Annotated in this window: 17 protein-coding genes, 2 tRNA genes and 2 pseudogenes; 9 read left to right on the top strand and 12 right to left on the bottom strand. The window is 63.7% G+C overall.

All coding sequences use genetic code 11. The annotated features are described in order from the left end of the window. Window positions 1-171: 171 nt before the first annotated feature. Window positions 172-1,593 (bottom strand): MFS transporter, encoded by a 1,422-nt coding sequence (locus AB3X95_RS37860; RefSeq protein WP_176124933.1) that lies wholly within the window; start codon window positions 1,591-1,593, stop codon window positions 172-174. Window positions 1,594-1,669: 76 nt separating this feature from the next. Between AB3X95_RS37860 and AB3X95_RS37855 the strand changes: the two genes are divergently transcribed. Beyond that, window positions 1,670-2,158 (top strand): Lrp/AsnC family transcriptional regulator, encoded by a 489-nt coding sequence (locus AB3X95_RS37855; RefSeq protein WP_176124932.1) that lies wholly within the window; start codon window positions 1,670-1,672, stop codon window positions 2,156-2,158. Window positions 2,159-2,165: 7 nt separating this feature from the next. On the opposite strand, the pseudogene AB3X95_RS37850 reads toward AB3X95_RS37855, so the two are convergent. Further along, window positions 2,166-2,258 (bottom strand): annotated as a pseudogene (locus tag AB3X95_RS37850) (hypothetical protein); the annotation flags it as partial. A gap of 905 nt (window positions 2,259-3,163) precedes the next feature. Between AB3X95_RS37850 and AB3X95_RS37845 the strand changes: the two are divergent. Continuing rightward, window positions 3,164-3,868: pseudogene (locus tag AB3X95_RS37845) on the top strand (type IV toxin-antitoxin system AbiEi family antitoxin domain-containing protein). A 559-nt stretch (window positions 3,869-4,427) separates the two neighbouring features. On the opposite strand, the gene AB3X95_RS37840 reads toward AB3X95_RS37845, so the two are convergent. From AB3X95_RS37840 to fdnG, 7 genes are all read right to left on the bottom strand, one after another. Continuing rightward, window positions 4,428-4,523: transfer RNA gene (locus tag AB3X95_RS37840), tRNA-Sec, on the bottom strand. A gap of 51 nt (window positions 4,524-4,574) precedes the next feature. Further along, complete coding sequence (selB, locus tag AB3X95_RS37835) at window positions 4,575-6,488, bottom strand: selenocysteine-specific translation elongation factor (RefSeq protein ID WP_368623916.1); 1,914 nt, start codon at window positions 6,486-6,488, stop codon at window positions 4,575-4,577. Window positions 6,489-6,501: 13 nt separating this feature from the next. Continuing rightward, entirely contained in the window at window positions 6,502-7,950 is a 1,449-nt protein-coding gene (selA, locus tag AB3X95_RS37830; protein ID WP_368623915.1) for an L-seryl-tRNA(Sec) selenium transferase, read from the bottom strand. Window positions 7,951-7,997: 47 nt separating this feature from the next. Beyond that, the gene (gene fdhE, locus AB3X95_RS37825) at window positions 7,998-8,996 is read right to left on the bottom strand and encodes a formate dehydrogenase accessory protein FdhE (RefSeq protein ID WP_368623914.1); all 999 of its coding nucleotides are present in this window, start codon (window positions 8,994-8,996) and stop codon (window positions 7,998-8,000) included. A 124-nt stretch (window positions 8,997-9,120) separates the two neighbouring features. Then, the gene (locus tag AB3X95_RS37820) at window positions 9,121-9,777 is read right to left on the bottom strand and encodes a formate dehydrogenase subunit gamma (RefSeq protein ID WP_184228978.1); all 657 of its coding nucleotides are present in this window, start codon (window positions 9,775-9,777) and stop codon (window positions 9,121-9,123) included. Further along, window positions 9,774-10,697: a formate dehydrogenase subunit beta gene (fdxH, locus tag AB3X95_RS37815; RefSeq protein ID WP_368623913.1), complete on the bottom strand. Its 924-nt coding sequence runs from the start codon at window positions 10,695-10,697 to the stop codon at window positions 9,774-9,776. Before fdxH ends, AB3X95_RS37820 begins: the two co-directional genes overlap by 4 nt. Before the next feature lie 9 nt (window positions 10,698-10,706). After that, complete coding sequence (fdnG, locus tag AB3X95_RS37810) at window positions 10,707-13,775, bottom strand: formate dehydrogenase-N subunit alpha (RefSeq protein ID WP_368623912.1); 3,069 nt, start codon at window positions 13,773-13,775, stop codon at window positions 10,707-10,709. A gap of 225 nt (window positions 13,776-14,000) precedes the next feature. On the opposite strand from fdnG, the gene AB3X95_RS37805 reads away from it, so the two are divergent. The 5 genes from AB3X95_RS37805 to AB3X95_RS37785 all read left to right on the top strand — a co-directional run bounded on the left by AB3X95_RS37805 (window position 14,001) and on the right by AB3X95_RS37785 (window position 18,095). Further along, entirely contained in the window at window positions 14,001-14,327 is a 327-nt protein-coding gene (locus AB3X95_RS37805; RefSeq protein ID WP_368623911.1) for a beta-xylosidase, read from the top strand. 271 nt (window positions 14,328-14,598) lie between these two features. After that, window positions 14,599-15,657, top strand: a complete 1,059-nt coding sequence (gene selD / locus AB3X95_RS37800) for a selenide, water dikinase SelD (protein ID WP_368623910.1) — start codon at window positions 14,599-14,601, stop codon at window positions 15,655-15,657. A 118-nt stretch (window positions 15,658-15,775) separates the two neighbouring features. Beyond that, window positions 15,776-16,843, top strand: a complete 1,068-nt coding sequence (gene mnmH, locus AB3X95_RS37795) for a tRNA 2-selenouridine(34) synthase MnmH (protein WP_176107288.1) — start codon at window positions 15,776-15,778, stop codon at window positions 16,841-16,843. 25 nt (window positions 16,844-16,868) lie between these two features. Further along, the gene (locus tag AB3X95_RS37790) at window positions 16,869-17,924 is read left to right on the top strand and encodes a permease (RefSeq protein WP_368623909.1); all 1,056 of its coding nucleotides are present in this window, start codon (window positions 16,869-16,871) and stop codon (window positions 17,922-17,924) included. A gap of 36 nt (window positions 17,925-17,960) precedes the next feature. After that, window positions 17,961-18,095 carry a hypothetical protein gene (locus AB3X95_RS37785; protein ID WP_018424239.1) on the top strand — a complete coding sequence of 45 codons (135 nt, stop codon included), beginning with the start codon at window positions 17,961-17,963 and terminating at the stop codon, window positions 18,093-18,095. Window positions 18,096-18,135: 40 nt separating this feature from the next. Here AB3X95_RS37785 and dhaL read toward each other — a convergent pair whose 3' ends face one another. The 3 genes from dhaL to AB3X95_RS37770 form a co-directional block, all read right to left on the bottom strand. Next, window positions 18,136-19,839, bottom strand: a complete 1,704-nt coding sequence (gene dhaL / locus AB3X95_RS37780) for a dihydroxyacetone kinase subunit DhaL (protein WP_368623908.1) — start codon at window positions 19,837-19,839, stop codon at window positions 18,136-18,138. 286 nt (window positions 19,840-20,125) lie between these two features. After that, window positions 20,126-20,202: transfer RNA gene (locus tag AB3X95_RS37775), tRNA-Val, on the bottom strand. A 78-nt stretch (window positions 20,203-20,280) separates the two neighbouring features. Continuing rightward, window positions 20,281-21,771: a M81 family metallopeptidase gene (locus AB3X95_RS37770; RefSeq protein WP_368623907.1), complete on the bottom strand. Its 1,491-nt coding sequence runs from the start codon at window positions 21,769-21,771 to the stop codon at window positions 20,281-20,283. A 430-nt stretch (window positions 21,772-22,201) separates the two neighbouring features. On the opposite strand from AB3X95_RS37770, the gene AB3X95_RS37765 reads away from it, so the two are divergent. After that, window positions 22,202-22,366, top strand: a complete 165-nt coding sequence (locus tag AB3X95_RS37765; RefSeq protein ID WP_368623906.1) for a hypothetical protein — start codon at window positions 22,202-22,204, stop codon at window positions 22,364-22,366. An 86-nt stretch (window positions 22,367-22,452) separates the two neighbouring features. Further along, window positions 22,453-22,914 carry a hypothetical protein gene (locus tag AB3X95_RS37760; RefSeq protein WP_176124937.1) on the top strand — a complete coding sequence of 154 codons (462 nt, stop codon included), beginning with the start codon at window positions 22,453-22,455 and terminating at the stop codon, window positions 22,912-22,914. The last annotated feature ends 265 nt before the right edge of the window (window positions 22,915-23,179 follow it).

The following is a 23,179-nucleotide window of genomic DNA, read 5'->3' as shown; positions in this document are numbered from 1 at the left end:
TCTGCTGGCAAACCAGCAAGAACTCATCTGCATATTCACGCGGAACGATGCAGATATTGCTCTGCACATAGCCAGGCGCATGTACTGCCGTATGGCCTCTATAGGTGCCTTTCCGTACGGCAGAGCGCAACGCCTGGGGCGTAAGCATGCGATCGTTCGCTCGATACGTCATTACTGGCTCCACGCAGCAGTTGTTTCAGTTGAGCGGGGCGGACGTTGATCAACAGGGCTCCCTCCAACATCATCGAGCGGCTTGCGGCTCGTTTCCGATCCGAGAACGGCCATCGACACAGCCTGAACTGCAAACAGTATCCAGATCAACGTGATGACCGCGGTGACTCCACCATGTTCGAAGAGGTAGACGATGACGAAAGGAGCACCAATCGCGCTTGCGCGGCCAATGCCAACGCACACGGCGTTGCAGCGCATCCGGATTTCTGTCGGAAAGATCTCCGGCAGGTAAATGGCCTGCACCGTGGCCAGCAGATAGAAGAGCGATGCATACGTTGCGAAGCCGAATGACATCGCCACCATGGGCGACGAAACGTGGCCGAAGGCGGCGGCCATCGCGGCGGCGATTACAGACCCGAAAATGATCCCTTTGCGGCGGCCCAGACGATCAGCAAGCAGGCGGGCGACAAACGCGCCCACCGGACCACCGAGTGCCATGATTGCAGACTGCTTTAATGACTGGTTGATCGGCATTCCCTGCCGTGCCAGGAACGTGGGCAGCCATGCTACAAGTGCATAGAGCACCGTAAAAAGCACAACCTGCATGATCGTGCCGAGGACGAGCGGTCGTAGAAACTTCAACTGCCAGATCGATTCCGAAGTGCGCATGGGAAAAGCGGCGGGGGAAGCCAATGTTGCACCGGTCTTACGTGCGGAGTCCTCGATGGAGCAGACGATGGCGTCCGCCTCGGCATGTCGTCCACGCATCTCCAGCCAGCGCGGCGACTCGGGAATAGCCTTTCGCAGCCACAGAACGAATAGCGCTGCAACGCCGGGGATCGCGAACATAATGCGCCAACCAGCAATGGGGATCAGCAAATAACTGAAGAGCGTTGCTGTAAGAAGTCCGCAGGAAGAGCACATTGACAGCAGGGCAAGCCATTTGCCGCGCGACTGGGGCGGAACAAATTCAGCAAGTGTGCTGTAACCGGTGACGATCTCTGCACCAAGGCCCACGCCGCAGATAAATCGCATCGCGATGAGTAGATCTATGTTGGTAGCGGCCGCTGCGCCGATTGAGGCAAGGCCGAATACTGCAAGGTTGATCTGGAAGGTAGGCTTTCTGCCATATCGATCGCCGATCAACCCCGCTGCAAACGTACCGATCATCATTCCGGCGAATGTTGCGGAAACAAACGCAGCGTTCGAGGAAAGTGTCGACCAGCCACTGTGCAACAGGACGACGAGGACCGACCCAGCAATATAGATGTCGAAATTATCGATAAGCATCCCGCCACCAACCAGACCGAGGAGGCGGGTATGAAACGAATGCGTGGGAATGCGATCCAGGCGCGCCGCAATCGTGCTTCCCTGTTTATGGCTGAACACGCTGTCCCCTCCTTGTTTGACGAACAATTTCATTTTATGGAAGACCTCCGATGTAAAATAATAGAAGCACGCCGCGGTGTGTTAATTTTCAACATAAACGGGCACGGGAATGAAAAAAAGCACCGACCACAAGACGGAGCTGGATACGTTTGATCTGAAGCTATTGGGCGCCGTACAGGAAAATAATCAGCTCACTGCACAACAGCTGTCAGAAAGGGTCAACCTCTCTTCCATGTCATGCCTGAGACGGCTGAAACGTCTGCGTGAGGCGAAGGTGATCGTCAAGGATGTTTCGGTTGTGGACCCGTCACGCGTCGGCAAATCTATGACAATGCTGGCGCTCGTATCCCTTGAGCGCGAGCGCGCAGACATGATTGACGATTTCAAACGGGCGGTCATGCAGGCGCCCGAGATCATTCAGTGCCACTACGTCACGGGCGACGTCGACTTCGTGATGATGATCTCGGCCTCAAGCATGCCCGACTACGAGAACTTCACGCGCCACTTCTTTTTCGGAAACAACAATGTGCGTCGCTTCAATACACTCGTTGTCATGAATCAGCTGAAGTTCGCGATGCCGATTCCCCTTGATCTGTAGAGTCACCTCATGTTGATGGCTGGAGTTTGGGGTCAACTGGTCGGCGAGCGACGCAGTCGATCTCAACTAAGACGCTGCGAACCAGTTCTGTCACGCCGACACAGGTTCGCGCTGGACGGCGGTCGTCTTCGAAGTAAGACCGGTAGACCTAGTTTATCTCGTTATAGTCGCGCCCGAAGTAAGTCAGGAAGACGCGTACACTCAAAACGTCGTTCAATCGAGGCCGGTGGCGCTAGGTGTACGCTTCATATTGAGCATTGTCTGCTCTGTTTGCGCGCCTGCTCGGCGACATGACGCGGGAAAGCCGGGAATAACGTGACAACGGGTCATGGTCGGGATCGTTGGTGTCTTGAGGGAGGGGGAATCAGAGCATTCCGGTTTTTCGCGGGTGGGCGATGGGCGCTGCGGCGTAGTAAAAGGGGCGCCCGAATACGCTCAGCAATGTTCCGATAGACGCAAGTCGGTGGCCCGGGATGGCTGCGGCCGTGATTGTTGACGATCTACGCGCTCATGTCGAGTGGCTGCTCCTGGCCGATGGGGTGAGGTCGCCAACGGCCGCTTCTATGAGGACTCGTTTGTCAAGCCGCGTTCGATCATCAGGTAAGCGGATCAGATTTCATCGCTGCAGCTTTGTAGCGCGTGTGGTGTGAAGCGGTCGTGCCGAGGGTGGCTTGATCCTGATCCAGGTCGGTCACCGGTGGACTGGACGAGGACGGCTTGCGCCGCCGGACACGCGCCACGGTCTGGGCGAGGGTGCGCAAAAGTGCACCGGACATAGCCGAAGCCAAGGGCCAGCGTCATTCACACTGGGCCGTCGCGTTTTCCGGTGGCCTAGGGTGGGCAATGAATCCCGGTGGTCAGATAAGGATAGTTATCTGACCACCCGTATGGGATTTCACATTGAGCCGGGGATGACCGGCCCGGGAAATCGCGCGGCGACGCAAGTTTCGATCTTAGGGTGCGTTAAAAATTTGCAGAAAATGAAGCAGGACAGTCCAGCGGTTGATGCAGGAAAGCCGGCGCGGTCACCCCATCGATTCCGGCATGCTCAGGGACATGGGGATCAGCGCTGCGCTCGCAGCGCACATGGTCAGATCCGGGTGGCTGCAACGGCTCTCGCAGGGCGTCTACCTTCTGACCGGGGACACGCCGACACGGGACGGTTCGATCGCGTACCTGACTCGCCGCATTGCGGGTCTTCACGTTGGAGGCAAAACCGCCCTTGCCTGGCAGGGCGTCCGGCACAACATCGCGTTCCGCGAATAGGTTGTGCTGTGGGGCCAGAAGCCCTATCGCATCCCGTCCTGGGTGGGCCAGCATCTGGTCTACTCGTTCCAGACCACCTCTCTGTTCGACGACGATCTGCCCTACGACAAGGGCCTGAAGCCACTTGCCGCTGGCGACTCGGAGGTCAATGTGTCAGTGCCCGAGCGGGCGATCCTGGAACTCGCCAGCGACATCGGCAAAGGTCAGTCGTTCGAGGAAGCGAGCAACCTGATGGTGAGCCTGCATAACCTGCGCGGCGACGTGCTCGACGAGTTTTTGAGCCACTGCCATCGGGTGAAGGTCGTCAGGCTCGTGCGCGACCTCGGACGTGAGGCCGACTTTGCATGGGCTCGGGGACTTCAAAAACATGTGGACCGTCTTGGCACCGGTAAAAGATGGTCGAATCAAACAAAGAATGGCCGGATAACACTAAAACCAGAATGAGACGGCCGCGGGACTTGAACGAGCGGTCGTCAAGACACTCCAGCCACTTCGCCCACGCGAAGTTCTCGTCCTCGCCAAGAAACTTGAGGCCCCAGACGACATCCTCGCACCCAGTGATCCGCGAATCCTGAAGGGACGTTCAGCCGGATGTTGCACGGCATGCCGATGGGACTGGCATTGTCCTCATGCAGCATTTCGGACTGCACCGAACCGGCCGGATACTCGAGGCTGGCGCGCTCGAGAACCGGTACAGGCATTCCGGGATCACGCGCCGGCAATGAGGCTGTGACGTTGCGGTAAAGAATGGTTCATGCAATCCGCGCCTTGGTTTCACACAACGAAGATAGCGAAGGCTAAAGCCGGAGCAAGCCGCCTGATTTCTATGATTCCAATGGCCACCATCGCAGGGAACGACCGTATCGACTGCCAGAATGCAGGCGGCTACCGTCATGCGTGACAAAACGTAAATTGGGCAGGCGATTTTTAAACCAATTAACTTCCAGGCGGAAGTTTTATGGTTACCTCTACAAAGAAGCCGGAATGGCCCGGAAGGCCCATGTGGCGGAAGGCAGCAGGAGTCGAACCTACCTGAGAGCGTCTGACGCCCTCAACTGGGTTTGAAGCCCAGCCGCACCACCGGATACGAATGCCTTCCTACGGTGATTGAATGACGCGTGCCCGATAGAAACAGGCCGCAGAAGCCAGATCAACGCAGATCGAGCCAGCGGCTATCCGTGCGCACGAGGTGCAGGCCACGGTGGAAGCGAGTATACCCAACCCGGTCGAAGAACTCCAAAAGCTGGATCGCGCGTTTCCGGCCGAGTCCTGTCGCGTCGCGAAACGGCGCGGCCGCCACGGTGCCGGCGTTCTTGTGCGCCTCCGTCGCCGCGATCGACGCAAGTTCGCGAATCACCTGCTGGTGATAGAACAGGTCATGCACGACCTGGAACAGCTCGCCCTGACGCGCGAGCTTGCGCAGCAACTGACGCACGCGCTCCTCCGGCACACCGTGCCCGTTCGCGAGCTCGCGCACCCACGGCGGATCGAAACGTCCCGCCTCGATCTCGGGCAGCAGCGTCGCGGCAAGCGCCTGATCGGCGGCATCGAGTGTCACGGTGTGGCCGGGCAAATGCAGCCACGGTCCGCGTCTGATCAGCTCGCCACGCGCCGCCGCATCGTCGACCACCGCGCGCCACAGCGCGTCGTCGACCAGTGGCGCCGCGATGCGCCGCAAGCGCGACACGTCCGGGCCCAACTCATCCGGCGAGCGCTCGTGGTATTGCGCGAGCGCACTCGTCGCGCGCCCGGCCAGTGCATGCCATGTCGCGTCCGCAACCAGCAGTGCGTCATGGCCCGGCAGTTCGATCGTGCGCGTCCCGGCGGGCAACGCGAGCCCGGCTGCCGGCTTCCCCGTCAGGCGCTCCAGCAACGCCCGCGACAAACCGTATGGCGCGTGCGCGAACGGCGCATCGAGTGAGCCGGTGTCGAGCAGCGTCTGTATCGCGTCGAGCCAGCCGAAGCGTTCCGCCGAGCGCCGCTTGCGCGCCGGAGCGAACGGATCGAGCACATGCCCGCCGCCCACCGTGCGATTGGCCTGAGCGTTACGCACGACGAAGCGATCGCCCGGTACCGCGCACAGCGGCCGCTCGAACACGAGTTGCACGCGCGCGCGCTGACCGGGCGCGAGCGTGTCGCCTTCGAGCAGCGCGACATGCGCAACCTGATGCTGCGTGCCGAGATGCACATGCAGCGGCGTCCAGTGTTCGAGCGGGTGCGGCGCATCGGCGAGCAGCGTCAACGTGACGTCGATACGCTCACTCGCTTGCGACAGTCGCGGATCGACGACCCAGTCGCCGCGCTCGATCGCACTCTTGTCGATGCCCGCCAGATTCAGCGCGCAGCGCTGGCCGGCGCGGCCGATTTCGGCGGGGCGATTCTGCGCGTGGATACTGCGCACACGCACCGGCTGATTTTTCGGCGCGAGCAGCATCGTGTCGCCTACATTCACGCTGCCTGCCACCACGGTCCCGGTCACGATCGTGCCCTGCCCGGCGAGCGTGAACACACGATCGACGGCGAGGCGGAACAGGCCGTCGTCGCGCTTCATACGCCATGTGGCGGCCTGCTCGCGCAGATACGCATTCAACGCGGCGACGCCCGCGTCGCCCGCGCGAGTCGCGCAGGTATCGAATACCGGCGCGTCGCGGAGCACGCTATTGCCGACGAACGCACTCACTTCGTCGTGCACTTCGCGCAGTCGCTCCTCGTCGACGCGATCCACTTTCGTCAACGCGATCGCACCGCGCCGGATGCCGAGCAGTTCGACGATCGCCAGATGTTCGCGCGTTTGCGGCATCACGCCGTCGTCGGCGGCGATCACGAGTAGCGCGAAGTCGATGCCGCTCGCGCCCGCGGTCATCGTATGCACGAGCTTTTCGTGGCCCGGCACGTCGATCAGACCGAGCACGTCGCCGTTCTCGAGCGGCACGTATGCGTAACCGAGCTCGATCGAAATGCCGCGCGCTTTTTCTTCCTTGAGCCGGTCCGTATCGACGCCGGTCAGTGCCTTCACGAGGCTGGTTTTGCCGTGGTCGATATGCCCTGCTGTACCGACGATCATGCGTGCCTGTCCTTCAGTTTCTTTTCGGTTGCGCGATTAGCTGTGCGATCAATTGCGCTTCGTCGGCGGCTTCGAGGCAGCGCAGATCGAGCCGCAACGCGTCGTCCGCGATCCGGCCGATCACCGGCCGCGCCATCTCGCGCAACTGCTTTTCGAGCGCGAGCAGATGACGGCCGCCGCGCTTGCCGTCGGTCATCCTGATGACGAGTCCATGACTCGGCAGCACGTCGACGGGCAATGCACCGCTGCCGATCTGGCTGAACATCGGTTCCGCCGCCACGGTGTAGCGCGCGCCGATCGCCTGCTGCAGCGCCGGTAGCACGCGCTGCGCGGCAGCGTGAATGTCCTCGGCGGGACGCGTGAGGAGCCGTAGCGTGGTCAGCCGCTCCGCCAACTTCTCGGGCGCGCGATACAGCCGCAGCACAGGCTCCAACGCCGCGAGCGTCAGCTTGCCGACGCGCAGTGCGCGCTTCAGCGGATGTTTCTTGATCTTGGCGATCAGATCGCGCCGCCCGACGATCAACCCGGCCTGCGGTCCGCCGAGCAGTTTGTCGCCGCTGAAGGTGACGACATCGGCGCCGGCCGCGACGGTCTCGCGCACCGTCGGCTCGCGCGGCAAGCCCCATTCGGCGAGATCGACCAGCGTGCCGCTGCCGAGATCGACGGCCACCGCGAGCCCGCGCGCGTGCGCGAGCGGCGCGATCTCTTCGATACCGACTTCCTTCGTGAAGCCGCTGATCGCATAGTTGCTCGCGTGGACTTTCATCAGCAGCGCGGTGCGCGCGTTGATCGCCTGTTCATAGTCCTTCAGATGGGTGCGGTTCGTCGTGCCGACTTCGCGCAGCTTCGCGCCCGCGCGGCTCATGATGTCGGGAATGCGAAACGCGCCGCCGATTTCGACGAGCTCGCCGCGCGACACCACCACTTCCTTCTTCGCCGCGAGCGCGGACAGCGTGAGCAGCACCGCGGCCGCGTTGTTGTTGACGATGGTTGCCGCCTCGGCGCCGGTCAGCTCGCAGATCAGATCGTTGATCAGGTCGTCGCGATCGCCGCGCATGCCGGTGGCGAGATCGAACTCGAGGTTCGCCGGTTGCGTGAGCGCGGTCATCACGGCGCGCACCGACTCGTCGGGCAGCAGCGCGCGGCCGAGGTTCGTGTGCAATACGGTGCCGGTCAGATTGAACACACTGCGCAGCCGCGACGCGTTGCGCGCGAGCAGCGCCGCAGCGACCGTCGCATGCAGCTGCGGGGTTTCGAGCGCGCTCACCGCCGGGTTGGCCGCCGCATCGCCCGATTGGGCGCTGATACGCCACGCGTCGAGCGCGTCGCGCAACGCATCGAGCACCTGAGGGCGGCCGTATTCGCCGATCAGCGGCGCGAATTCGGCCGACGCCATCACCTTGTCCACCGATGGCACGCGCGCCATCAGCGCGCGCAATTCCGAGCCGCTCACATCGCTCACGAGCAATCCCTTATGTCGTGTTGAACTTGCGTCCGGCCAGGTCGCCGTCAGGCGGACTCGTCGTCCTCCGCTTCCGTCCCGCCGGCCGATTGCTCCGGCCACAGCCAGGGATGCGGCGACGCGCGTCGGTAACCTTCCGCGCCCATCAGCAGATCGAGCGTGAGGCTCGCGAGGTCGTCCGCGAATGGATCGAACTCGTAGTCCTTCGCCTGGATGCCGATCTTGCGGTAAGTATGGCATTCGTCGCACGACTCCGCCTTCAGCACGGCGTTTTTCGTTTCGGCTTCGCGCGTGGCCGCGTCGGCGTCGGGCGAGCCGGCCACGTGGTACGCAATGCCTTTCGTCGAATCGCAGTTCGAGCATTTGCTTCGGACCATATGCCATTCGGTTGCGCACAGCCCGCATTGCAGATAGCGATAGTTGTCGTATGCGCCGCCGATGCGCACCGTGCTCGCCACCGGATGCGAGCCGCACACCGGGCACAGCCCCGGCGTGTCGAGGTACGGCACGGCGCGCTTGTCGATGTCGGCGGCGAGGTCGGTCCATACGACTTGCAGCGCGGCCATGATGAATGGCGCGCTCGCCGGCTCGACGTCGGCGAAGCGCTGCGCGAAGATCGCGTCGGCCTGCGCTTCGAGCGTGGCGACGTCGAGCGAGCGCAGTTGCGTGAACACCGCGACGAGCGGTGGCGTCAACGGACCCGCGGCTTCGATCTTGTCGAGCAGTTGCAGCAGCACGTCGCGCCACGCCGGATCGCGCGCGCCGGACAGCGCCGGAATCAGCGGCATCGAATACTGCTGCGCGCTCGCGATCAGCTCGGGGCTCGGCGGCTGCGCCTTGAAGTGCGCGAGCACCGCCTGCTGCGCATCGGCGAGCGCCGCCATCAGCCGCAGGTAGCCGGCAATCGGATTGCCGCGCGAGGCGAGCTGGCGCAGGCGCGCGGCGCGCGGCGCGAACACCGCGAGCCGCTCCGGCATGCGGATGCGGGGGATTGCCGAGGGATCGAGCGACTCGATGTCGGCGGCTTCGAGAATTCGTTGAGCCAAGTTATCGACCTCTGAAAACTGAAGAGCCGCCGCCCGTCATCGACGTGGCGCGGCGGCCCGGTGCGCGGAGTGCTGCGTGCGGCGCATTGAAACACGCGCTGAGGCAGCGCCGATTGAGCATACTTTACTTGCCGATGATTTCCCTGAACCAGTTCGGATGGTGCTTGCGCGCCCAGCCATAAGTAACGGTGCCGCGCGTCATCGCACCTATGGAGCCCTTGACCCACAGCGCCGCATAGACATGCACGATGATGCCGACGATCAGCAAAAACGCCGTCACCGCGTGCACGACCGCGGAGAGCCGGATCAGGTCAATCGGGAAGTAGAGCGAAAAGTAGCGCCGCCAGATCACGATGCCGCTCAGCAACAGCAGCAGCATACAGATCACCATCACGAAGAACAGCAGCTTCTGCCCGGCGTTGTACCTGCCGATTGCGGGCAGGCGCTCCTCGCGGTTGTTCAGCACGTCGCGATACTGCTTCATCCACTGGATATCCGCCTGGTCCAGATAGTTGTGATGCCAGAAGCGCAACGCAAGAATCAGGAACGAGATGAACATCACGCAGCCGATGAACGGGTGCAGGATTCGCGTCCACTGTCCGCCGCCAAGCACGAAGTACAGAAACGCCATCGCCGGATGGAACATCGCGAGACCGGACAGCGCGAGCAGGATGAAACAGATCGCGGTGATCCAATGATTCGTGCGCTCGTTCGGCGTATAGCGCACGATCAGGCGGTTGCCCTTCAGGTCCGTGAAGTCGGTGTGCTCAGAGTGGTTCATTGCTTACCCTCCCGCGAACGGCGCGCTTCTTCGGCTTCCTTGACGGCGGCGGCTTCGTCGGCCTCGGTCACCTCGTTCGGACCGACGCGCGTGTAGTGGAAGAAGCCCGCGAGCGCGGCGATCCCCATGATGGCGAGCCCGATCGGCTTGGCTATACCCTTCCACAACGTCACCATCGGACTGATGCGCGGATCGTCCGGCAGGCCGTGATACAGCGATGGCCGGTCGGCGTGATGCAGCACGTACATCACATGCGTGCCGCCCACCTTTTCCGGGTTATACAGGCCAGCGTTCTGGAAACCGCGCTCCTTCAGATCGACGATGCGGTCCTCGGCCTGCAGCTTCATGTCCTCCTTGGTGCCGAACATGATCGCGCCGGTCGGGCAGGTCTTCACGCAGGCCGGCTCCTGGCCGACCGCGACGCGGTCCGAACACAGCGTGCACTTGTACACGCGGCGATCCTTCTTCGACATACGCGGTATGTTGAACGGGCAGCCGGCGATGCAGAAGCCGCAGCCAATGCAGTTCTCCTCGTGAAAATCCACGATGCCGTTCGTGTACTGCACGATCGCGCCCGGCGACGGACAGGCCTTCAGACAGCCAGGGTCTTCGCAATGCATGCAGCCGTCCTTGCGGATCAGCCATTCGATATCGCCGGCGGAGTTCTCGTACTCCGCGAAACGCATGACGGTCCACGAATCCGGACTCAAGTCGGGCGGGTTGTCGTAGACGCCCACGTTCACGCCGATCTCGTCGCGCAGATCGTTCCACTCCATGCAGGCCGTCTGACACGCCTTGCAGCCGATGCACTTCGATACGTCGATGAGCTTCGCGACCTGCGCGGTGGCCGGCGCGCGAGCCACCGGCGGCTGCGTGGTGGTGGCCGAGACGCGTCTGATGTCCAGTGATTGCAGTGCCATCTCTTTACCTTATGCCTTTTCGACCTTGACGAGGAACGACTTGGTTTCCGGTGTCTGAGAGTTCCCGTCGCCCACCGGGGGTGTCAGCGCATTGACGAGATAGCCCGGCCTCGCGAGCCCCATGAAGCCCCAATGAATCGGCAGCCCGACGGTCTGCACCTTCTTGCCTTCGACAGTCAGCGGTTTGATGCGCTTCGTCACGACCGCGACGGCGATCAGGTGCCCGCGGTTCGAGCTCACCTTGACCCGGTCGCCGGCCACCACGCCAATCTCCTTCGCGAGGTCTTCGCCGATCTCGACGAACTGCTCGGGCTGGATGATCGCGTTCAGCTTCGCGTGCTTCGTCCAGTAGTGGAAATGCTCGGTCAGACGATAGCTGGTCCCCGTATGCGGGAAGTTCTCGTGCGTGCCGAACGTGGCCTTGTCGCCCGGGAATACGCGCGCCGCCGGGTTGCTGACGACCAGCTTGTTGTCCGGATGCAGCGGGTTGTAGCCGAGCGGCGTCTCGAACGGTTCATAGTGCTCGGGGAACGGCCCTTCGACCATCGCGTCGCGCGCGAAGAATCGCGCGACGCCTTCCGGATTCATGATGAACGGATTCATGCCGCTGTCAGGCGGCTCGTCGACCTTGAAGTCCGGAATGTCGGCGCCAGACCACGTGCTGCCGTTCCACGCGATCAGCTTGCGCGTCGGATCGAACGGCTTGCCGTTGAGATCGCACGACGCGCGGTTGTACAGAACCCGCCGGTTCACCGGCCATGCCCACGCCCAGTTCAGCGTGTTGCCGATGCCGGTCGGGTCCGAGTTGTCGCGGCGGCCCATCTGGTTGCCCGCCTGGGTCCACGCCCCGCAGAAGATCCAGCAGCCGCTCGAAGTCGAGCCGTCGTCGCGCAGCAGCGCGAAACTCGCGAGCTGCTCGCCTTTCTTCGCGAGCACCTTGGTCGGGTCCTTCGGATCGGTGACGTCCGCGAGCGCCTTGCCGTTGAACTCCATCGCGAGCTCTTCCGGCGTCGGGCTGTCCGGCTTCGCATACGGCCAGCTCATGTTCAGGATCGGATCGGGATACTTGCCGCCGTCCTTGCGATAAGCGTCGCGAATCCGCAGCCACAGCCCAGCCATGATCTCGAGGTCGCTCTTCGCTTCGCCCGGGCCGTCCGCGCCCTGCCAGTGCCATTGCAGCACGCGGCTCGAACTGACGAGCGAGCCGCGTTCCTCGGCGAAGCAGGTGGTCGGCAGACGGAACACCTCGGTCTGGATCGATGCGCTGTCGACGTCGTTGAACGGGCCGTGGTTCTTCCAGAACTCCGACGTTTCGGTCGCGAGCGGATCCATGATCACGAGCCACTTCAGCTTGGCCAGAGCCGCGCCGTTCTTTGACTTGTACGGCGCGGCGGCAAGCGGGTTGAAGCCCTGCGCGATGTAGCCGTTCATCTTGCCCTGACTCATCAGCTCGAATACCTGCAGCAGGTCGTACGACTTGTCGAGCTTCGGCAGATAGTCGAAAGCGAAGTTGTTCTCGGCGGTCGCCTTGTCGCCCCACCACGACTTCATGAAGCTCACGTGGAAGGCGCGATAGTTGCGCCAGTAGCTCAGCTGGTTCGGCCGCAGCGGATGCTGGGTGCGCTTCTCGATGTAGGCGTCGAAGTCCTGCTCCGCTTCCATCGGCAGCGTCATGTAGCCAGGCAGCAGGTTCGACATCAGGCCGAGGTCCGTCAGGCCCTGGATGTTCGAGTGACCGCGCAGCGCATTCATGCCGCCGCCCGCGATGCCGATGTTGCCGAGCAGCAGCTGTACCATCGCGCCGGTGCGGATGATCTGCGAGCCGACCGAGTGCTGGGTCCAGCCGAGCGCGTACATGATCGTGGTCGCACGTCCCGGCACCGACGTCGCCGCGAGCATTTCGCACACGTGCAGGAATTTGTCCTTCGGCGTGCCGCAGATTTTTTCGACCTGCTCGGGCGTGTAGCGCGAGTAATGCTTCTTCATCAGCTGATAGACGCAGCGCGGGTCCTGCAGCGTCGGGTCGACCTTGGCGAAGCCGTCGTCGCCGCGCTCGTAGTCCCACGAGGTCTTGTCGTAGCGGCGCTTGTCGGCGTTGTAGCCGGAGAACAGGCCGTCGTTAAACGCAAAGTCATCACGGACGATAAACGACACGTCCGTGTAGTTCTTCACGTACTCGTGCTGGATCTTGTCGTTCGTCAGCAGATAGTTGATCACCCCGCCGAGGAATGCGATGTCCGTGCCGGTGCGGATCGGCACGTAGTAGTCCGCGACCGACGCGGTGCGATTAAAGCGCGGGTCCACCACGATCAGGCGCGCCTTGCGGTGCGCCTTGGCTTCGGTGACCCATTTGAAACCGCATGGGTGGGCCTCGGCCGCATTGCCGCCCATCACGAGAATCAAGTCCGCGTTTCTGATGTCGACCCAATGGTTCGTCATCGCTCCACGGCCAAACGTCGGGGCAAGACCTGCCACCGTCGGGCCATGTCAGACACGCGCCTGATTGTCGAATCCAAGCATGCCAAGACTGCGGGCAGTCTTGTGCGTCAGATAACCCACCTCGTTACTGCTGGCCGACGCCGCGAGCATCCCGGTAGTCAGCCAGCGGTTGACCTTCTTGCCGTCCGCGGTCGTCTCGACGAAGTTCGCGTCGCGGTCTTCCTTCATCAGCTTCGCGATGCGGTCCAGCGCGTCTTCCCACGAGATGCGCTTCCACTCGTTCGCCCCGGCCGCGCGGTACTCGGGATAGCGCAGACGGCTCGGGCTATGGATGAAGTCGATCAGGCTCGCGCCCTTCGGGCATAGCGTGCCGCGATTGACCGGATGGTCGGGGTCGCCCTCGATGTGGAAGATGCTCGTCTTCACGTTCTTGGCTTCGTCGCCGAGGCCGTACATGAGGACGCCGCAGCCCACCGAGCAGTACGGGCAGGTGTTGCGGGTTTCGGTAGCACGCGACAATTTGTACTGACGGACTTCGGCCAGCGCGGGTGTCGGCGAGAAGCCCATCAGGGCTAGGCTCGATCCGGCGAGCGAGGTGGCAGAAACCTTCAGGAATTGTCGCCGAGTCATTTGCGTCATTGCATGGCCTCGGCTCTTTTGGGAACAAAATTGATTATAGATGCCGTTTCACGACACGTAGCTCGATCGTAGTGCATTCGCCACCCGGGTAAATCAGACATGCGAAAGTCGCCTGAATGAACCGCGCCTCTGCCTGCACGATTTATTCCAGGCCCCGGGCACCGTTCATGCTGAATCCGCGAATGGTGAATTCAATTGACCTTGTCGACGGATTATTGCGCTCCTATGAACTCCTCTACTTACTCCTGTCGCGCGGCAGCCGGCGCAGCCTCGCTTGCGCTTCTCGGCGCCGCACTGCTGGCCACGAACTCCCCCAGCCTTGCGCAGATTCCCCAGTCGGGCGGCTCTTCGCACATGGAAAGCCGCTCGTCCGGGATGGGTTCGACGCCCGACCCGGGCGCGTCGGCGGTTCACGAATCACTGAAACCCCAGTCGAAAGACAGCGGGCAAGGTAAGGCGCGCGGCAAAACCGCCGGTCAGGGACAAAAAACCGAGGGCGCGGGCGGATTTAACAATGGCTTGTATGGGACCGGCGCAGGCAGCAATAAATAAGGCTTTGCAATCGCGCGGTAATTGGTTTGCTAATTGTCGACGGCGATCGATTCGCGCGGCGGTGCGCAATTGTGTTAGCACGCGAAGAATTCGTTTGATCGCTCGCATCTGCCGTTTGTATTTGCTTCGGCATTACTACTTTTTATGCAGGTGTTTATCGTTCGGATATACCGCTTCCGCATAAAGCCGGTTTGCGGCCCTTGCCGACGCTGCACAGTGTGAAAACTACCCTCATAATGCGGTCATTCGACGAACCCGAACTCCCGCCCTCATGACCCAAGTCCAAGCAAGCCAGTCGCCCCGCCTTACCAGCCTGTCGCACGGCGGCGGCTGCGGCTGCAAGATCGCGCCCGGCCTGCTCGCCGATCTGCTCAAGCGCAGCGCGCCGCTGCCGTTTTTCCCCGACCTGCTGGTCGGCAACGACACCGCCGACGACGCCGCCGTCTACAAGCTCAACGAGGACCAGGCGATCGTCGCGACCACCGATTTCTTCATGCCGATCGTGGACGATCCGTTCGACTTCGGCCGCATCGCCGCGACCAATGCGATTTCCGACGTCTACGCGATGGGCGGCAAGCCGATCATGGCGCTTGCGATCGTCGGTATGCCGATCAACGTGCTGCCGCACGACGTGATCGCGGCCGTGCTGAAAGGCGGCGAATCGGTGTGCGCGGACGCGGGCATCCCGCTCGCGGGGGGCCATTCGATCGATTCGGTCGAGCCGATATACGGCCTCGTCGCGCTGGGCATCGTCGATCCGAAGCGCGTCAAGCGCAATGCGGGCGGCCGGGCCGGCGACGTGCTGATCCTAGGCAAGCCGCTCGGCGTCGGCATTCTGTCCGCGGCACTGAAAAAAGACCGGCTCGACGAGGCCGGCTACGCGGCCATGATCGGCGCGACCACCAAGCTGAACCGGCCGGGCGCCGAACTGGCGCGGCTCGACGGCGTGCATGCGCTGACCGACATCACCGGCTTCGGCCTGCTCGGCCACACGCTGGAACTGGCGCGCGGCTCGAAGCTGACCGCGCGCGTGCACTATGCGGACCTGCCGTGGCTGCCGAACGTCGCGAGCCTCGCGGAAGCCGGCATCTTCACCGGCGCATCGGGCCGCAACTGGGATGCCTATGGCCGCGACGTGGTGCTGCCCGCCGCGTTGCCGTCGGCCGGCCGTGCGTTGTTGACCGATCCGCAGACGTCGGGCGGGCTGCTGGTGTCGTGCGCGCCCGAAGCGGTCGACGAGGTGCTCGCACTGTTCCACGCCGATGGCTTCGCCGACGCGCGAGTGATCGGCGAGCTTGTGAGCGGTGAAGCGCGGGTCGAGGTCATCTGAGGCAGTCGGTTGAAGGAACGCGTCACTAGAGAACGCCTGAAAGGACGCATTACCGGCCCGAACGAGCCGCGCATGCGATAATTTCGGTCTTCCCGCGGTCCGTTTCGTCCCTACTCCCTTGAAAAGTCTTCTAGTTAGCCTCGATAAAGCCGGCGATTTCGATGAAATCGTCGACGTTCGCACGCCGCTCGAGTTCGAGGAAGACCATATTCCGGGCGCGACCAACGCGCCAGTGCTGAGCAACGAGGAACGCGTGCTGGTCGGCACGACCTACAAGCAGGTGTCGCCGTTCGAGGGCACGCGGCTCGGAGCGGCGCTCGTCGCGCGCAACATCGCGCATCATCTGGAAACCACGTTCGCCGACCGGCCGCGCAACTGGCGCCCGCTGATCTACTGCTGGCGCGGCGGCAAGCGCTCGGGGTCGGTCACGACGCTGTTCAACATGATCGGCTGGTCGGCGCGGCAACTCGAGGGCGGCTACAAGAGCTACCGGCGCGCCACGCTGGAGAGGCTCGAAACCCTGCCGCGCCGTTTCAGCTACATCGCGCTCGTCGGCCCGACCGGCAGCGGCAAGACACGGCTGCTGTCGGCGCTGCATGAGGCCGGCGCGCAAACGCTCGACCTCGAGGCGCTCGCCTCGCATCGCGGCTCGCTGCTCGGCGCGTACACGGGCGTGCAGCAGCCGTCGCAAAAGCGTTTCGACACGCTGCTCGTCACCGCGCTGCAAGACTTCGACGTGAACCGGCCGGTCTTCGTCGAGGCGGAAAGCCGGCGCATCGGCTCCGTCACGCTGCCGCTCGCGCTGCTCGAAACGTTTCATCGCGGCGCGTGCGTCGAGGTGCGTTCGAGCCGCGAGGATCGCGCGGCGTTTCTGCTGCAGGATTACGCGCATCTGTTCGAGCATCCCGACTACTTCAAGGGACAGCTGGAACGGCTGATCGGCCTGCACAGCCGCGAGCGGGTCGCGGGCTGGCAGCGGCTCGTCGACGACAACCGGCGCGCCGAGCTCGCGCACGAACTGATCGAACTTCACTACGATCCCGCGTACGCGCGCAGCAGCGGCCAGCATTTCGATCAGCTGCCGAATGCGCTGCAACTCCATTTCCGCCCGAACGACGCCGACGTCGTCGAGCAGGCGAAAACGCTGCTCGCGCAGCTCGACACCCGTACGCTAGTCCTCGGTTGACTCACAACGACATTTAAGAACCATCATGCAATCAACCCTTCGGCAACCTCGCGTCACGTTTGGCTGGATCGTCTTCCTGCTGATCGCCGTCGTCGGCCTCTTCTATGTGAAGTGGTTTCCGTACTACAACCGCGCGTTCGTCGCCGCGAGCCAGCATTCGATCGGCAAGTCGATCCTGATGGGCACGTCCGCGAGCGCGCCGGCGGCCTCGTGGCAGGCCGCGATCGACTTCGCGCTCGCGTACGGCAAGGCGATCTGGCAGGCGATGGTGCTTGGCCTGCTGCTCGGCTCCGCGGTGCAAGCGCTGATTCCGCCGCAGTGGGTCGCGCGTGCGCTCGGTCGCGCCGACTTCAACAGTGTCGTCAAAGGCGGCCTGATGTCGTTGCCTGGCATGATGTGCACCTGCTGCGCGGCGCCGGTCGTCGCCGGCCTGCGCGCGCGCGAAGCGGCGCCGGGCGCGGCGATTGCTTTTTGGCTCGGTAACACCGCGCTGAATCCCGCGACGCTGATTTTCATGGGCTTCGTGCTCGGCTGGCAGTGGATGGGCCTGCGCCTCGCGCTCGGCATCGTGATGGTGTTCGGCCTCGGCTACCTCGTGAACCGCATGATCACGCCGCAGGAAGCGCAAGCGTCGCGAGAAGCCGTCGCGCAACTGGTCAGCGCCGACGATCCGGGCACCGCGTTCTCGCGCTGGGTCTCGATTCTCGGGCGCATGACGCTGCGGCTCGTGCCGGAATACATCGTGCTCGTGCTGATTCTCGGCGCGGCGCGCGCATGGCTGTTTCCGCACGTCGGCCCGGATGTCGACAACAGCCTGCTGTGGATCATCGCGCTGTCGGTCGCCGGCACGCTGTTCGTGATTCCGACCGCGGGTGAGGTGCCGATCATTCAGGCGATGCTGTCGTTCGGCATGGCCGCCGGCCCCGCCGCCGCGCTGCTGATGACGCTGCCGCTCGTCAGCGTGCCGTCGCTCGCGATGCTCGCGCGGTCGTTTCCGCGGCGCGTGCTGACGGTGGTGGCCTGTGCGGTGGTGGTGTGCGGTGTCGTCAGTGGTTTGCTGGCCGTTGCGCTGGGCTTTTGAGCCGGTATTTGAGTTCGACTCGTAGAAGAAGGAAGCATGAAACGTATCGCCGCTTTCGCCGTCACGTGTTGGTCCGCCGCAGGGCTGCTGTACGTTGGACAGCACTCGGTGGCGCTGATCGCGCTGAGCGGCGTCGTTGCTTTCGCGGGGTTCGATCTGCTGCGGCCTTGAAGGGGTCGTTGTTCGCAGTAGCGTTCGCGTTCGCCCGCGCCTAACCGGAAAGGGCCTCGCCAATCGCCGCGAGCCACAACACCACCGCGTGCGCGCCCGGGTCCACATGACCGATCGCTCGCTCGCCGACATAACTCGAACGCCCGCGGCGCGGATGCATCGAAGCGGTACGCGACGTGCCATCGATTGCCGCACAGACGGCGGCTTGCAATGCGGCATCCGTCGACGCGCCCTGAGCGAGTGCGTCATACAGCGCGTCGGCGGCGGGCTTCAGCGCATCGACCATCGTGCGATCGCCCGGCGTCGCGCCTCCGAGTTCCATCATTCCATCGACACCGGCGCTGAACGCCGTCGCCCATTGCCGTGCCGTGGCCCCGCCCGACGGTTCGAGCGCGGCCGCCGCGCGCAACAGCATCACCGCGTATAGCGGACCCGACGTACCGCCCACCACGCGCCGCAGCGTCGCCGAGATGCCGCGCAACACCGCGCTCGGCGTGGTTGCGGACGCGTAGGAATCGAGTTCGAGTTGCACTGCGCGTGCGCCGCGCGCGAGGCTGATGCCGAGGTCGCCGTCGCCGACGCGCTGGTCCAGTTCGGTCAATATCGGCTCGGCTGCCAGCAGGCACTCGCAGACCGCTTCGATCGCTCGACGCAGCGTCGCGTCACGCGCGAGCGTCGCGCCGCTGGCGCTTGGCGGCGCGGGTGGCGCCGCACGCACCGCGACCTGCGCGACGCGGCCGCTCAGCGCGGGCCATGCGCTCGTATGCGAGGCGGCGTCGAGCAGGCTCAGCCGTTCGTCATCGACCCGCAGCAGCGTCAGCGACACGCCAGCCATTTCGAGCGCGCTCAGGAACGTGCCGGCCCACGCGCGCGCAACTTCGATGCCGCGCCCGGCAAGCTCGCGCAGCGCGGCGCCGGCTACCACGTGGAGCTCGCTCGATGGGGTGCCGCCAAGATTGTTGACGAGCAGCGCGACGCGCTCGCCGGCCTGCAACGCGAGATCGTCGATGATCTTTGCCAGCAGCTTGCCGACCATCGCATCGGCCGGTTCCAGCGCACCGCGCGACACCCCGGGTTCGCCATGAATGCCGAGGCCCCATTCGATTTCGCGATCGCCCAGTTCGAAGCCCGGCTTGCCCGCGGCCGGCACCGTGCACGACGTCAGCGCGACGCCCATCGTGCCGAGCGACGCGGCCGCTTCTTTGGCGATCCGCGCGACTTCGGGCAACGGCAATCCGCGCGCGGCCGCCGCGCCCGCGATCTTATGAACCAGCACCGTGCCCGCGAGTCCGCGACGACCCGCGTGATTGCCGCTCGCGCTCAGCGCGACGTCGTCGGCGACGATCATCATCTCGACGGGAATGCCCTCGGCGCGCGCGATTTCGGCCGCGAGGCCGAAGTTGAAGCGGTCGCCCGTGTAATTCTTGACGATCAGCAACGCGCCTGCGGGGCCGGCCACCGCTCGGATTGCGTCGAGCACGGCGTCGGTGGATGGCGATGTGAAGATCTCGCCGGCCACCGCCGCGCTCAGCATGCCGTGGCCGACGTAGCCGCCGTGCGCGGGCTCGTGGCCCGAGCCGCCGCCGGAGATCAGCGCGACCTCGCCACGCGCGGCCACGGCCTCGGCATCGGCGCGCAACACGGTCGTGCCCCCCTGCAACAGCGAGAGCTGGGGATTGAGGGCGATGAGCCCGTCGAGCATGTCGGGGACCACGGTGGACACATCGTTGATGAGCTTCTTCATTGCGTCAGCTCCGTTGGATGCTGCCGGCAGCGCATGATCGAATGATGCGATGGGAACGGCAGTCGGGTCGTCGGCGAAAGCGGGAGGACTAACTGTACCGCGCATTGTCGAACGACGACGCAAAAGCGGCAGAGAACGCGTGAATGTGCGCGAGCTGCGAGCCACGAGCGGAGAACGAAAACGAAGGGGACGTGATGCCGAACGGCGAAACTGCGGGAACGACGGGATGGACTTGACTGGACCGTAGACGAAAGCGGAACCGCTTTCGTCTACGTCACAGATGCGTTGGTAGGCTCGATTGGATTCGAACCAACGACCCCCACCATGTCAAGGTGGTGCTCTAACCAACTGAGCTACGAGCCTTTAGAGGCGCGAATTATAGAGACTCGTTGCAGACTTCACAAGCCCTTGCCGCGATTTATCGAATCGCATGCGTGTTGATCAGTTGGTCGCGGTCCATTCGGTGTCAGGGTCCAATGGATAAACCGGCCGTTTCACGCGCTCGAATCTGAACAGACTGTAGTCCGAACTCGTGACGCCGCGACTATCGCATTCGACGAGCGCCGCCGCGATCGGCACGAAGACCGGCCGGCAATACATGCGTGATTTGAGCAGCAGAAAACGCGCGCGGCGCGGATCGATGCCGACGCTCTCGAACACGCCGAGATCCCACGGCTCATGCGTGTGTTCGGTCACGACGAGTTTCACCGTGCCGGCGTCGAGCACTGCCGCACGCCCCATGTACGCGCGTTGGCCGGTGTAGGTCGGACCGCTGATCACGTATTCGCCGTCCGTCAGCGCGCGCACGACGCCGGTCAGGGCGAGCGGCGAACGCGAGGGCAAAGCATCGTTTGTCAGCTTGTTGCCGATCGCGAGCGTGGCCGTGCTTCCGACCCCCGAGGCCGCCAGGGCCGCGACCGCCTGCGGGTCGCACAACGGCCCGCTGACGATGTCTTCGAGCCCCTGCTTCAATGCTTCCTCGAGCAGATCCATCGTGTCGCACGTGCCGCCCGACATGCAGTTGTCGCCATGATCGAGCAGCAGCACCGGTTTGTCGGCGCCGCGCGCGAGCGACGCCGCCCGCGCGACCGATTCGGCAAGCGGCGCGCTGCGATAGACGAAATCGTCGCGCTCGTCCCAGATCTGTCGCGCGACACGCTCGGCGACCGCCTCGGCATCCGCGCGCTCGCCATTGCCCACTACAACGACGCTAATGCATGGCGCGTCGATATCGGCGAGCGAGAAGCCCGCCAGCACCGACACCGCGAGCATGCCGTCGGCCTCGGCGGCGCGCGCGGCGTCGAGCGCGCGTTTCATCGCGCCGTCGGCGCTCGCGCTGCGTAGCGTGTGCGTGAGAAGCGGCGGTTGACGCCACGCGATCACCGGCTTCGCGTGGCCGTCGATCATGTCGAACAGCAGGCGCGCCGCGTGCGCGCCAGTCTCGTACATGTCGACGTGCGGATAGGTTTTAAAACTGACGATGATGTCGGCGTTGTCGATCATCTTTTGCGTGACGTTGCCGTGCAGATCGAGTGCGACCGCGATCCGCGCGTGCGGCAACGACGCACGCACGCGCGCGAGCAGATCCCCTTCGCCGTCGGCCGAGTTCTCGGCGACCATCGCGCCGTGCAGATCGAGCATCACCGCGTCGCAACCCGTCGCGCCTGCCAGGATCGCGTCGCAGATCGTATCGTAGGCTGCGGCGTCCACCGGCCCGCTCGGATTCGCCATGGCGGAGATCGGCGTCACGATTTCGGCGTGCACGCGCTCGGCGGCGTCGATGAACGCGGCCATCGCCGTTTGCATGCCCTTGTTTTCGTCGAACGCGGCGCGGCCGTAGCTGGGACCGGTGCGGCCGAATGCGGCCAGCGGGGTTTCTACCGGCGAGAACGTGTTGGTCTCGTGGTTCATTCGTGCGATCAGGATCTTCATACGCGTACGCTCCCTGTCCTCGACGCGGCGCTCAGCATCAACTGCAGCAGCACCTTGAAGCCGGCTTCCAGATGATCGGCGCGCGTCCTCGATTTCGTCGTGGCTGATGCCGTCCTTGCACGGAACGAAGATCGTCGCGCTGGGTGTGATGCGCGCGAAATAGCCCGCGTCATTGCCCGTGCCGCTGGTTACATCCGTCGACGACAGACACCTCGAGCCAGCCGACCGTGGCGCGGCGACGCGGCGCATGATCGCGCGCCCGATGCGGTTCGCCGCGTGGAGCCCGCTTCGATGCTTCCCGGGTCGAACGCAACTGGATGGCGCTTGCCGACGGGACTTGCTCCGTTCCGGCTTGCTGGTCGGCGTTGTTCCAGTTGTCATGATAGAGAGGTTTGGCCGAGGCTGACGGCCGGACGTCCGCGAGGCGGCAATGCGGCGACGCCTTTCCGTGGGCGAGGATGGCGGGAAAACCGCTGGATTCAAGGGTAGCGAACGGCGCACCACGGGCGATTTAGGTGTCAATCCGCTCGACTACGGACGCCGCGACATGCCGGCAATCTGCGCGCAAGTGGTCGCCAGCAAACGTTTTCGTTGAAGGAAGCGGGTAAAACGCAATGAAGGCTCAACCTTTTGCGAAGCGCGCCGTTATTGCATGTGCTCAGGCAAACCCCTTGGATCTCCATGGCACAACCGATTCCTTTCCGCAACTCTGGCGCCGCCCGCGCGCGGCATGCCAAAGCCATGCTGTTGCCCATCGCGCGCCAGATCGCCGACGATCTCGCGTTACGAGTTCATCTGTCGCTCGACGCATTGCGCCGCGGCGTCGGCACGAAGAGCGATGCACAGACACTCACGCAGATCATGCTGTTGACCAGCTACCTCGCCGATGCCGGCTTCGGCTCGATGAGCCAAGAAGAACTCCACGCCGCGGATCGCGCCTCGGCGATGGTGTTCGACGCAGGTCGGGAACGCGACGAATGGAAGCTGGACGAAGCGGGATTCGAGCTCTTTGCATCGATCGCTACGAGGTACGATCGGCAACTGCATCGCGCTCCGCTTTGGGCGATTACGGAGGCCAGTGAGAGACTAGACCGCTTTATCGCAGGGAGATCCGATCGAACGCCGGCGCGTAAGCGGGCATAGCGGTTTTGGATGAAGTGCTGACCGCCTGAGCCAGAAGGACACGGATTTTGGACGAACGTGTCGGAAGTCGCCGGGTTACGCGGATGCGCTGCGGATCGGAGAGTAGTGAAGCGCGCGGAATTGACCGCGCAAACGCAAAAACCCCACCGCTGCGGGTGGGGTTTCTGGCTTTGGGGGAGCCTGACGATTACCTACTTTCACACGGGCAATCCGCACTATCATCGGCGTGGAGTCGTTTCACGGTCCTGTTCGGGATGGGAAGGGG

Source organism: Paraburkholderia sp. BR13444, assembly GCF_040948755.1.
Classification (GTDB): domain Bacteria; phylum Pseudomonadota; class Gammaproteobacteria; order Burkholderiales; family Burkholderiaceae; genus Paraburkholderia; species Paraburkholderia youngii.
The sequence above is the reverse complement of the archived record's forward strand: the minus strand, read 5'-3'. Positions and strand labels throughout refer to the sequence as shown.